At 60.9% G+C, this 12,160-nt stretch carries 11 protein-coding genes; 7 read left to right on the top strand and 4 right to left on the bottom strand.

The features are described from left to right. Positions 1-16: 16 nt before the first annotated feature. Positions 17-1,123, top strand: a complete 1,107-nt coding sequence (locus tag JHW44_RS18070; RefSeq protein ID WP_089345966.1) for a mannitol dehydrogenase family protein — start codon at positions 17-19, stop codon at positions 1,121-1,123. Then, positions 1,120-2,088, top strand: a complete 969-nt coding sequence (locus JHW44_RS18065; RefSeq protein ID WP_089345967.1) for an aldo/keto reductase — start codon at positions 1,120-1,122, stop codon at positions 2,086-2,088. Before JHW44_RS18070 ends, JHW44_RS18065 begins: the two co-directional genes overlap by 4 nt. Here JHW44_RS18065 and JHW44_RS18060 read toward each other — a convergent pair. Beyond that, the gene (locus JHW44_RS18060) at positions 2,085-2,987 is read right to left on the bottom strand and encodes a GntR family transcriptional regulator (protein WP_089345968.1); all 903 of its coding nucleotides are present in this window, start codon (positions 2,985-2,987) and stop codon (positions 2,085-2,087) included. The genes JHW44_RS18065 and JHW44_RS18060 overlap by 4 nt on opposite strands. 108 nt (positions 2,988-3,095) lie before the next feature. On the opposite strand from JHW44_RS18060, the gene JHW44_RS18055 reads away from it, so the two are divergent. From JHW44_RS18055 to JHW44_RS18035, 5 genes are all read left to right on the top strand, one after another. Then, positions 3,096-4,118: an ABC transporter permease gene (locus tag JHW44_RS18055; RefSeq protein WP_089345969.1), complete on the top strand. Its 1,023-nt coding sequence runs from the start codon at positions 3,096-3,098 to the stop codon at positions 4,116-4,118. Between the two features lie 39 nt (positions 4,119-4,157). Next, positions 4,158-5,099, top strand: coding sequence for an ABC transporter substrate-binding protein (locus tag JHW44_RS18050; RefSeq protein WP_089345970.1), 942 nt, complete (start codon positions 4,158-4,160; stop codon positions 5,097-5,099). Between the two features lie 70 nt (positions 5,100-5,169). Then, a complete protein-coding gene (locus JHW44_RS18045; RefSeq protein WP_089345971.1) occupies positions 5,170-5,958 on the top strand; it encodes an ATP-binding cassette domain-containing protein in 789 nt (262 codons plus the stop codon). A 29-nt stretch (positions 5,959-5,987) separates the two neighbouring features. Beyond that, on the top strand, positions 5,988-6,989 hold the full coding sequence (locus JHW44_RS18040) for a zinc-binding alcohol dehydrogenase family protein (protein WP_419182521.1): 1,002 nt from the start codon (positions 5,988-5,990) through the stop codon (positions 6,987-6,989). Beyond that, positions 6,986-8,479 carry a UxaA family hydrolase gene (locus JHW44_RS18035; RefSeq protein ID WP_089345973.1) on the top strand — a complete coding sequence of 498 codons (1,494 nt, stop codon included), beginning with the start codon at positions 6,986-6,988 and terminating at the stop codon, positions 8,477-8,479. Before JHW44_RS18040 ends, JHW44_RS18035 begins: the two co-directional genes overlap by 4 nt. An 8-nt stretch (positions 8,480-8,487) precedes the next feature. Here JHW44_RS18035 and JHW44_RS18030 read toward each other — a convergent pair whose 3' ends face one another. The 3 genes from JHW44_RS18030 to JHW44_RS18020 all read right to left on the bottom strand — a co-directional run bounded on the left by JHW44_RS18030 (position 8,488) and on the right by JHW44_RS18020 (position 12,154). Continuing rightward, positions 8,488-9,735, bottom strand: coding sequence for a bifunctional alpha/beta hydrolase/OsmC family protein (locus JHW44_RS18030; protein ID WP_089345974.1), 1,248 nt, complete (start codon positions 9,733-9,735; stop codon positions 8,488-8,490). A gap of 107 nt (positions 9,736-9,842) precedes the next feature. Next, entirely contained in the window at positions 9,843-10,520 is a 678-nt protein-coding gene (locus JHW44_RS18025; protein ID WP_089345975.1) for an HAD family hydrolase, read from the bottom strand. Further along, complete coding sequence (locus JHW44_RS18020; protein ID WP_089345976.1) at positions 10,517-12,154, bottom strand: FGGY-family carbohydrate kinase; 1,638 nt, start codon at positions 12,152-12,154, stop codon at positions 10,517-10,519. The genes JHW44_RS18025 and JHW44_RS18020 overlap by 4 nt, the downstream gene beginning before the upstream one ends. Positions 12,155-12,160: the final 6 nt, after the last annotated feature.

The raw sequence follows: 12,160 nt of genomic DNA, 5'->3' as shown, positions 1-12,160 counted from the left end.
AACAGAGGAGTTCGCGATGTCAACAACGCCTATCGTTCAGTTCGGCACCAGCCGGTTCCTGCAGGCCCATGTCGATCTGTTCCTGTCGCAGGCGACGGATGCGCTGGGGCCTGTCACCGTGGTGCAAAGCAGCGGTGATTCCGCCCGCGCGCGGCGTCTGGCCGCCCTGGCTGCGCCCGAGGGCTATCCCGTGCGCATTCGCGGCATTCGGAACGGTCAGGTCATCGACTGCGAACAGCGGGTGCATTCGGTCTTGCGGACATTGTCGACGGCGACCGACTGGTCGGCGATCACGTGCATCGTGACAGAGGAGGCGCAGATCATCCTGTCCAATACCTCGGATGCGGGTTTTCGTCCCGCGCCAGCGGATATGGGTGAGGTCTTTGACCAAAGCATGTCATTTCCCGCCAAGCTGACGCATCTGCTGTGGGCGCGGTTCAGGGAAAACGCGCGCCCCATCCAGGTGATGCCGACCGAATTGATTGCCCGAAATGGCGACGTGTTGCGCAGGCTGGTCCTTGATCTGGCCAGGCCCCTGTCGCCGGATTTCGCGGATTGGGTATCCGCGGATGTGACTTTCGTAAATTCGCTGGTGGACCGGATCGTCTCGGAAGCGATCGAGCCTGCCGGTGCGGTGGCCGAACCCTATGCGCTCTGGGCGATCGAGGATTGCCCGGGCCTTCTGCTGCCCTGCACGGATCCGGCCATTCAGGTGGTGCCCGCATTGGCGCCGGTCGAGACCCGCAAGCTCTATCTGCTGAACCTTGGTCACAGCTATCTGGTGGATGGATGGCTGGCGCGGGGCAAGACGGGGGCCGAAACCGTGCGTGACCTGATGGAAACGCCGGCGATCCTCGATGATCTCAAATCGCTTTACGACAAAGAGGTTTTGCCGGCTTTTGTCGCGGCAGGCATGGCCGAAGAAGCCATAGCCTATATCGACACCGTTCTGGATCGCTTTGCCAATCCGTTTCTGGCCCATCGGCTGGCAGATATTGCGCAGAACCATGAAGAAAAACTGGAACGCCGGATCGCGGCTTTCGTCGATTGGGCCACGCAACAGGGCAGTGACGCGGCCATGCCGCGCCTGCGCCGAATATCGCAAAGGGAGCGGATCGAATGAGGAACAGCAACCAGATCGGCACGACCCGGGTCAGGGTCAGCGATATCGCATTCGGCTGTTCGGGGATTGGCAATCTCTATCGCCGGATATCCGATCAGGAGGCATTTGCAGTGCTGCAAACCGCTTGGGACAATGGCATTCGCTATTTCGACACTGCCCCACATTACGGGCGCGGGCTGGCCGAGGCACGACTGGGTGATTTCCTGTCGGGCAAGCCGCGCGACCAGTTCGCCCTGTCCACCAAGGTCGGGCGGCTGCTTTCCCCTGGCGCGCCCAGGGAGGAAGCCGATGGCTTCATTGCGCCGCTGCCCAATGACGTGCGCTACGATTATTCGGGCGACGGTATCGAGGCCGCCTTCGAACAAAGCTGCGTGCGATTGCAAACCCGTTACATCGACATTCTCTATGTCCATGACATCGGCACATATACGCATGGTGCGGCGAATGATGCCCATATGGCCGATTTTCTGAACAGCGGACTGGATCGTTTGCAAGCGCTCAAGGACAGAGGTGCGATTGGGGCCTTCGGGCTGGGCGTCAACGAGAACCAGATCTGTCTGGATGTCATGGCCCATCGCGCGCTGGATGCGATCCTGCTGGCCGGAAGGCTGACACTGCTGGATCGCTCGGCGGAAGAAGAACTTGTGCCGAAATGCCGCAAGATGCGCACCAGCCTGATCCTGGGCGGGGTGTTCAATTCCGGCGTTCTGGCGACGGGCCCGGTTGAAGGTGCCAGCTTTGATTATGGCCCCGCGCCGGAAGAGGTGCTGAAAAGGGTCCGTAACCTGCAGCGCCGCGCCGAAGGGCTGGGCCTGCCTTTGGCAGCGGCGGCGCTGCATTTTGCATGCCACCACCCCGCGGTCGCATCGGTGCTGATCGGGACAGCGAAACCGTCATCGCTGACGCGCAATTTGCGCGCTTTGGAACTGCCATGGAGTGACGAGGCCCGCGCAGCCTTTGCCTAGGACAGGTTGTGGGTGCGCATTGATGCGCGCAACGTGTTCTTGGCCGTATCAAGATGGGCACGGGCTGCCGCAAGGGCGGCGGTCTCTTCGCGTGACTGCAGCGCATCAATCAGCGCCAGATGCTCCGCGATGGCGGCAGCATTGCGCTTTTTCTCGGTCTGCTTTTCCCATTGGTAATGATAGTGGAAAATGAGCGAGATGACCCGTTGGAACTCCTTGATGAACCTGTTGTTGACCGAACTTCCGATGGTTTCGTGAAAACGCTCGTCCAGGCGCGAGAAATCATGGTATCTGGTTTCGAGGTTTTCGGCCAGTTCCAGGTGGTCCTGCCGCAATTGCTCCAGCCGCGCCCAGATCGGATGATCATCAGGGCAGGCGATCAGATGTGAAATCGCGTTCATCTCGAGCACGGTCCGGAAATCCGACAGTTCGACGGCAAAATCCTCGGTGAATCCCAGAAGCTCCCAGCCGCCGCGATCGCGCCGTCGCACCAGACCAAAGCGGCTGAGCGAGGCCAGGAATTCCTGCAGCGAATGAGGCGGAACTTCGAAATCGCGGGCAAGCTGCGCCACATTCAGCGGCGTTCCCGCAGGCACGTCAAAGCGCAGAACCCAGTCGAAGAACCGTTCCTCCAGCACTTCGGGACTGGGCGGGGTAGAGGCGACCTCCATCCGATCCGTCGGCTTGGGCAGGCGCATCACGGTCTTGTTGCGGCCCTGCCATGAAATCACCCCGTCCTCATCCAGACGCGCCAATGCCGCACGAATGACTGTCCGGCTGACGTCCAGTTCCTCGGCCAGAGCAAGTTCGGAACTCAGCTTGGCACCAACGCCCAGACTGTGGCATCGTTTCAGCAGGCCGTTATAGGCATGCTTGAACCGCTCATCCGTGCGTGCCATTGCCTGTCCTCTCGTTGTTTTGTCGAAAATTATAAAAAACCGTTGACTGTGCGCAACCCTTGTCATTAAAAGTTTTTAATAATTGAGAACTTTTATGCGGGAGGTTACATGGCTGAACTGGTTCAACGTCTCAGACGGGCAGGGACATCGGCGCGCCTGTCGAAAGAGGCGTTCCACAAGTTGTCAGCCGTGTTGACGATGCTGATTCTGATCATGGTCTTCTCGATCGGAAACGGCGCATTCCTGTCGGTGAACAATGGCCTGACGATCCTGTTGCAGACCGCAGTCATCGGCATTCTGGGCATCGGGATGACCATGGTCATCATCACCGGCGGCATCGACCTGTCGGTGGGCTCGGTTCTGGCCTTGTCGGGCACGGTGACCGGGATGCTGGTCAAGGCGGGCGTTCCGGTGGTTCCTGCCATGTTCGGCGGGGTGCTGATGGGCGCAACCTGTGGCGTGATCAATGGCCTGATCGTGACCAAGATGCGCATCACGCCCTTTGTCGCAACCCTGGGCATGATGCTGATTGCGCGTGGCACGGCATTGCAGTTGACCGGCGCGGCACCGATTTCACAGCTGGGCGAAGCCTTTGGTGTGCTGGGCAATGGATCGCTGTTCCGGATCGTCGAAATGCAGGCCAATGGTTTTCCCCGTGTCGTCTTTCCGGGAATTCCCTATCCGGTGATCCTGTTGGCCGTTGTGGCGCTGGTGGTGTCCTATCTGCTGCGCCGTCGGCCCTTGGGGCGTCACATATATGCCACCGGCTCCAGCGAGGAAGCCGCGCGGCTTTCGGGCGTGAATACCGACCGCACCAAGATTCTGGCCTATGCCATGTCGGGCGCGCTGGCCGGGCTGGCCGGCGTGGTGCTGATGTCGCGCCTGATCACCGCCCAGCCCAACGAGGGTGTCATGTATGAACTTGACGCCATTGCGGCCGCCGTCATTGGCGGGGCGTCGCTGATGGGAGGGGTCGGCAATATCTCGGGCACCATGATCGGGGCCTTCATCATCGGAATTCTGCGCAACGGGCTGAACATGTCGGGCGTGTCCTCATTCGTGCAGCAAATCATCATCGGCGTCGTGGTGATCCTGGCAGTCTATATCGACCAGCTTCGCAGCCGCCGCTGATATCAGATCGAACAGATCCATTGGGAGGAGAAAGAAAAAATGTCCAACAAGACCAGATTGATGGCCGCAGCGGCCCTGACGGCGATCCTGCCGGTTACCGCGCTGGCTGGTGAAATTGCCGTGATCGTCAAGACAACGAATTCGAACTTCTGGCAAAACGTCAACAAGGGTGCATCCGCAGCCATCGAGGGGCAGTCCGAACACACGATGACCTTCAACGGTCCGGCTTCGGAAAGCGCGGTCGCCGATCAGGTCAATCTGGTCGAGAATGCCATCAACCGCGGGGTGTCAGGCATCGTTCTGGCACCCTCGGACCCCGAAGCCCTGGCGCCTGTCGTCAAGCGCGCCTATGAAAGCGGCATCCCGGTCGCGATCATCGATTCCGGTCTGGGAGAAGCCGCGAAGGGCACTTATCAAGCCTTCCTCTCGACTGACAACTGCGCCGCGGGTGAAACCGTCGCCAAGGCCATGGTCGATGCCGTCGGAACCGAGGGCAAGGTTGCCGTCATGTCCTATGTGGCCGGCGTCGGCTCGGAAATCGGCCGGGTCGGCTGTTTCATGGATTACCTCAAGGGCAACAGCCAGATTGAAATTGTCGGGCCACTGTATTCGCAATCTCAGATGGCCACCGCGCTGAACCAGACGACAGACATTCTGGCCGCGAATCCCGATCTGGTCGGAATCTTTGGAGCCAATGAGCCGACCGCTGTCGGCATGGGGCGGGCGATCGTCCAGGCTGGCAAGGCGGGCAAGCTGGCGGCCTTTGGTTTCGACGGCAATGGCGATCTGCAGGATTTTGTCAAGGATGGCACTTTGAACGCGATTGCGGTGCAGGGGTCTTTCCAGATGGGCGAATTGGGCGTGAAGGCGGTGATGGATGTGATCGCTGGCGAAAGCGTCGATGAATTCATCGATACCGGCGTCGTTCTGGTGACCAGGGACAATATCGACAGCCCCGAGGCACAGCACGTCCTGTATTGATCCTGCCAAAGGATCGGCGCAGCCCCAGGTTGCGCCGGTCACCCCTGTTTCGAATGAAAGCCACCTGCTCATGACCCTGCCACCGACTGCCCGGACACCGCTGGTCGAACTGATCGGCATCGAGAAACGCTTTGGCGGCCTGCATGCCGTCAATGATGTCTCGGCACATCTGATGCCGGGCGAAGTCGTCGGTGTTCTGGGCCATAACGGCGCGGGCAAATCCTGCCTGATGCGAATGTTGTCCGGCGCGATGATGCCCAATGCCGGCACCATCAAGGTCAACGGGCATCCGGTGCAGATCACCTCGCCCCAGGACGCGCGGGCGCAGGGGATCGAGACCATCTACCAGACCCTTGCGCTGGCCGATCATCTGGACGCGCCCGCCAATCTGTTTCTGGGCCGCGAACTGACGGACCGTTTCGGCAATCTGGACGACAAGAGGATGATGGCCGAGGCCCGGAAGGTCCTGCGGCGGCTGAACCCCAATTTCACCAATCTGAGTGATCCGGTCGCCAGCCTTTCGGGCGGACAGCGACAGGTCATTGCCATCGCGCGGGCGATCCATTTCGATGTCCGCATACTGATCATGGATGAGCCGACGGCGGCTTTGGGTCCGTCGGAAACGGCCATGGTGGCGGATCTGATCAAACAGTTGCGTGCCGAAGGGATCGGCATCTTCCTGGTCAGCCACGACATGCATGACGTCTTTGATCTCTGCGACCGGGTCATGGTCATGAACAAGGGGCGCAATGTCGGGACACATGCGATTCACGAAGTCACCAAGGATGATGTGCTGAGCATGATCATCAAGGGGTCGCTGCCCGATGACTGGACACCCCGCCAGCTGGAGACCCAATGATGAAGGATGCCGCCGTGGACAATTCAATGATGAGTTGTGGAATCTGTGTCGAACCCGGCCAATTCGCGCTGATCGACCGGCCGCGCCCGACAACCGCTCCGCCGGGGCAGGTTCTGGTGGATATTCAGGCCGTGGGGCTGTGCGGAACGGATTACCATATCCTGCAGGGCAAGCATCCCTATCTGGAATATCCACGGGTCATCGGCCATGAACTGAGCGGTCGCGTGGTGGCCGATCGCGGGCGGTTCAGGGCAGGCGAACTGGTGGTCATCAACCCCTATCTGTCTTGTGGCGATTGTCATGCCTGCCGTCGGGGCAAACCCAATTGCTGCGAAAATATTTCGGTCCTGGGGGTGCATGGCGACGGCGGCATGTGCGCGCGCATCGCGGTGCCCGAGGGAAACCTCTATTCAGCCGAGGGACTTGGCCCGCTACAGGCCGCGATGGTCGAATTTCTGGCCATTGGTGCCCATGCGGTGGCGCGCAGCGGTATCGGCAAAGGGGATCGGGTTCTGGTGACCGGCGCGGGACCCATCGGCATCGGCGTGGCCTTGTTCGCCCGGATCGCGGGGGCCGAGGTGCATCTGCTGGATGTCAGCCGGACTCGACTGGGGATGGTGAAGGAACGCTTTGGATTCAGCCATGTCCATCAGGTCGGAGAGCCAATGCTATACGGCGATCTGTCCAGCGGTTTCGATGCCGTCTTCGACGCCACCGGCAACAGGATTGCCATCGAGGCGGGGTTTCAATATCTGGCGCATGGCAGCACCTATGTGCTGGTCAGCGTGGTCAAGGATGACATCCGCTTTTCCGATCCCGAATTTCACAAGCGGGAAACACGGATCATCGGCAGCCGAAATGCGCTGGACGCGGACTTTCGCCATGTGATGCAGGCCATGCGCGAGGGTCGGATCGACTGCGATGCGCTATGTTCCGAGGTGATCGACCTTGCCGATCTGCCGGGGCGCTTTGCCGAACTGGCGGAAAACCGTGACAGCCTGATCAAGGCCATCGTGACAGGTCTTGCATGAGCGGGGCAGGGAAAACACTTCGGCTTCACCCCGATGACAACGTGGTGATCGCCATTGCGCCGCTCACGGACAGTCTTGGTCAAAAGGTCGGCTTTGGTCACAAGATAGCAACGCAGCCGATCTCGCGCGGAGAGATTCTGCGCAAATATGGCCAGATTATCGGCGTCGCGACCAGGGAGATCCCCGCTGGCGCACATGTGCATAGCCATAACCTGGGCATGAACGACCATCATCAGCCGCCCGCGCATTCCTCGCAGGTGCGCCCTCTGCCCGCGCCCACAAGAGCGGACAGCTTCTTGGGCTATCGGCGCGCTTCGGGCCGGGTCGGCACCCGCAACTACGTCGGCATCCTGACGTCGGTGAATTGCTCGGGGTCGGTGGCGCGCTTCATTGCCGAGGCGGCGATGCACCAGAACCTGCTGGCCGAATTTCCCAATGTCGATGGTATCGTGCCCATCGCGCATGGCAGCGGCTGTGGCATGGCCGCGTCAGGGGAAGGCTATGATACGCTGTTCCGAACCCTGTCCGGCTATGCTCGCAACCCGAATTTCGGCGCGGTTCTGATGCTGGGTCTGGGCTGCGAGGTGATGCAACTCCCCGATCTGGTCGGGCGGGCGAAGCTGAACGATCCCACGAGTTTTCGCTATATGACGATCCAGCAAAGTGGCGGAACCCGTGCCACCGTCGATGCCGGGCTTGCTGCCCTGCGTGAATTGCTGGCGCAGGCCAATCGCGCGACGCGCAGTCCCGAACCGGTGTCGCAACTGGTGCTGGGGATGCAATGCGGTGGTTCGGACGGGCTGTCGGGGATTACGGCGAATCCCGCACTGGGCCATGCCTCGGACCTTCTGGTGGCGCAGGGTGGCACCAGCATCCTGTCCGAAACATCCGAAATATATGGTGCCGAACATCTGTTGACCGCGCGCGCCGTCATCCCCGAAGTCGCACGGGCGCTGGAAGCCCGGCTTGACTGGTGGGAAGACTACTGCGCCCGCAATCTTGCCGAGATGGACAACAATCCCAGCCCCGGAAACAAGCGCGGCGGCCTGACGACGATCCTCGAAAAATCGCTGGGGGCGGTGGCCAAGGCCGGGTCAGCCCCCTTGAGCGGAGTCTATCTCTACGGCCAGCCGATAGATCGCCCCGGCCTCGTCTTCATGGACAGCCCGGGCTATGACCCCTGTTCCGTGACCGGGCAGATCGCATCTGGCGCAAATCTGATCGCCTTCACGACCGGGCGGGGCTCGGTCTCGGGCTATCAGCCGGTGCCCTGCCTGAAACTGGCCTCGAACAGCGGCATGTATCAGCGCATGTCCGAGGACATGGATATCGATTGCGGCCAGATCGTTGAAGGCGCCTCTATCGAGGAAAAGGGGCGCGAGATCTACCGGGCATTGCTGGACCTTGCATCGGGTCGCCCCAGCAAGAGCGAGGCACAGGGCTTTGGCGGGGTCGAATTCGTGCCATGGCAGATCGGGGCGGTGATGTAGGGCGCCGTTCAGCCGTCGTCCTGCAGAGATTCCTCGGCGACCTTTGTGACGATCACCGAACTGCTTTCCAGCGTCTTGTGAACCGGACACAGGTTGGCAATGCGCAGCAGGTCGTTCTTCATCTCCTCGGAAACGCCGCCCTCGACGCGGATATGGCGTTCGAAGCGGTCGATCTTGGCATCCTTCGGCCCGTCATGTCCGACGCAGTCTCCACAATCGGTGGCGTGCACCTTGCTGTGATTGACCTCGACCGAGATTTTCCCCGGGTTCAACCCCTTGCGATCTGCCCACATCCGCAACGTCATCGAGGTGCAGGCCCCCAGGCCGATGGCGACATAATCATAGGGTGAGGGGCCGGTCTCATCACCTCCGAAGCTCAGCGGTTCATCGGCCAAAAGACTGTGTCCGCTGGCATGAACGCGCTGTTGAAACTTGCCCGCGCCGGTTTCCGTTACCAGAACCGCACCCTGTTCGGCGACCGGATGCGTGCCGGGGCGGGGCTGGATATAGCGCGCGACCCAACCGGCAATGACACCTGCTGCGAATTCGGCATCTTCGGCCTTGCTCAACAGATGGTCCGCACCATCCAGCGAGATATAGCTCTTGGGATGTTTGGCGGCATTGAAGATCTGGGCGGCATTGTCGATACCGACGGTTGCATCGCGCGGAGCATGCAGGATCAGCAGGGGCTTGCGCAGCTTGGCGATCCGGTCGGTCAGACGCGTGCCGCGCGCATCTTCGATGAACTGGCGCTCGATGGTGAATGTTCGGCCCTGAAGCGAAACCTCGGCCCGGCCTTCGCTTTCGATCCGTGCAAGATCGGCGTCGAAGTTGTGCAGCACATGACTGACATCGGCCGGGGCACCAATCGTCACCACGGCATCGATGGTCGGCAGGTCACCGGCGGCCGCCAGAACGGCAGCCCCGCCCAGTGAATGGCCGATCAACAGGCGCGGGGCCTCGAACTGTTCGGTCAGATGCGAAGCCGCGCGTTTCAGATCCTCGATATTCGACGAAAAATTGGTCGAGGCAAATTCGCCATCCGAGGCGCCAAGACCGGTGAAATCAAACCGCATCAGGGCAATGCCATGGCGTGCCAGTCCCGTCGCGATGCGGCGCACCGCCATCAGATCCTTTGAACAGGTGAAGCAATGCGCGAACAGGGCATAGCCGGCAATCATTCCTTCGGGCAGATCCAGGCGCGCGGCCAGTTGCCCACCGTCATGACCCGTGAACTCCAGTTTCAGTGATTTCATCCCGCTCTCCCGGCATCTGGATATTTGCATCGCCTGGACAAGGCGTCCTCAGTCAGGCGGTGCGGTTGCAATACTGCAATTGGTGCCCGTCAGCTTTGAAATCAATGTCAGGCCCTTGCCTTCGCCAGATCCAGAACCGTTGCAGGCAGATCGTCCATGTCACGGATCATGCGATCTGGTTGATGTCCCGCCAACATGTTTTCCAGATCTGCGGGCACGGCATGGCTGCCACCGGCAAAGGCGATCGTGCGCATCCCCGCCGCCTTGGCGGCGATCAGCCCGGCGGGGCTGTCCTCGATGACGATCGCGTTTTCCGGCAGCGCATCCATTTGTCGGGCGGCATGAAGAAACACATCGGGATGGGGCTTCCCGCGCGCGACCATATCTGTGCTGAAGATATGGTTGCCGAAGAAGCCTTCCAGGCCGGTCAGCTGCAGGGATCGCCGGATCCGCGCGAGATTGCTGGAGGACGCAACGGTCTTGCCAAAGGTGATCCGCGCAAGCGCGTCTGCGACCCCGTTGACGGGTGCGAGATCGCGTTCGAAGCGCGCCAGAACATCGTGCTGAAAGCGGTCGGTATCAAGTGCAGGCAGCGAGACATCGAAATTCGCCTTGATATGCATGGTCGCATCGCCGACCGGCTTGCCCAGAAATGTGCGATAGGCATCCTCGGCCGAAATCTCGAAACCGCTGGCGGCACAATATTCGATCAGCAGAGAGATCGAGATCGGTTCACTGTCGACAAGAACCCCGTCACAATCGAAAATCAGCAGGGGCTCGGTCATGAAATGTCCTCATGTCGTATCAATCGGGCGGCGGTTTGCAAGGCCTCGAAGGCCTTGAAGCGATGCAGGTGATGGGCGGCACATCTGCCCTGGGTTGGAGCAAAGATTCGGCCCAGTCGAGACATATCATGCATGGCCTGCGAGACCGAGTCACAGGCACCGGCGGCAACGGCCCCCAGCATGGCCGACCCCAGCAGTACGGGCTCCTCGCAGGCGGTTTCGGCAAGCGGCAACCCACAGGAATCCGCCAGCAACTGCTTGACAAGGGGATGAGCCCCCGCGCCGCCGCTGATCACCACCAGTTCCGGTGCGACGCCATGTTCACGCTGAACATCAAGAATCTGGCGTAACCCATAGCCAAGACCGGAAATTCCGGCGACATACAGCGCGATCAAACCGTTCAGGCTGTCGTCCAGATCCATGCCGGCAATGACCGCGCGTGCGTCGGGCTCGGCAAAGGGGGCGCGGTTTCCAAGGAATTCGGGCACCACGACCAATTGCCGCGCCAGCGCGATCAACGCGGTGCTGTCCAGATCAAGCGCGGCAATCTCATCCAGCAGATAGGCCAGCACATGCTGTCCCCGTTCTTCCGCCCTTGCGCGGGCATCGGGATAGGCGGGATGGCATTTGACAAGATGGGCGATTGCCTCGCCTGCGGCTGACTGGCCACCCTCGTTCAGCCACAGGCCGGGGATCATCGCGGCGAAATAGGGGCCCCAGACACCGGGAACGAATTTCCCTTCCGTGGTCGATGACATGGTGCAGGCCGAGGTTCCAAAGACATAGCCCAGACGCGCCGTGGCATCACCATGTCCGCCCCGCGCGCCCACCGTTCCTATCCCGGCGGCATGGGCGTCGATGACGCTGACCGCAACGGGTGTCCCGGCCTGCAAGCCCAGTTCGGCGGCGGCTTCATCGGACAGACCCGATCCCAATGCGGTCCCGACATCCAGTATCCGGTTGCCGATCCGCTGGAAGCCTTCGTCGGCCAGTTCGCTCAGGCCGATCTGGCGAAAGTAGTCGCCATCCCAACGGTCTTCATGGCCCAGATAGGTCCATTTGCAGGTCACCGTGCAACGAGAGCGGGCAAGGTCGCCGGTGGCGCGCCATGTCAGGTAATCGGGCAAATCCAGAAAAGCCCCGGCGCCGTGATAGGTCTCGGGCAGGTTTTCCTTCAACCACAACAGTTTCGGGGTCTGCATCTCGGGCGAGATGATGCCACCCACATAGCTCAGAACGTCGTGACCGGTGGCATTGATCCTCTGCGCCTGATCCGTCGCGCGGTGATCCATCCAGACAATGATATTGCGCGTGTTGTCGCCGGACCTGCTGACCGTCAGCGGCGCATGATCCCGGTCCAATACGACCAGGGAACAGGTCGCGTCGAATCCGATCCCGGCGATGGCCTGTGGCGAGACGCCGCCTTGCGTCAGCGCCTGTCTGACGCAGTGGCATACCGCCTGCCAGATATCCTCGCTGGATTGTTCGGCGATATATCCCTCATCGCGAAACATCGCGATGTCGCGCTTGGCGTGGGCCAGCAATGTCCCGTCCCTGCCAAAGATTCCGGCACGTGCGCTGCCGGTGCCGACATCCACGCCCAGAAAGAACTGGTCCTGCTGAAGTTCTGCCATGGTCCC

This window comes from Paracoccus seriniphilus, from assembly GCF_028553745.1.
In the GTDB taxonomy this organism is placed as follows: Bacteria; Pseudomonadota; Alphaproteobacteria; order Rhodobacterales; family Rhodobacteraceae; genus Paracoccus; species Paracoccus seriniphilus.
Note: the sequence above shows the minus strand (reverse complement) of the source record. Positions and strands in the feature narration are given on the sequence as shown.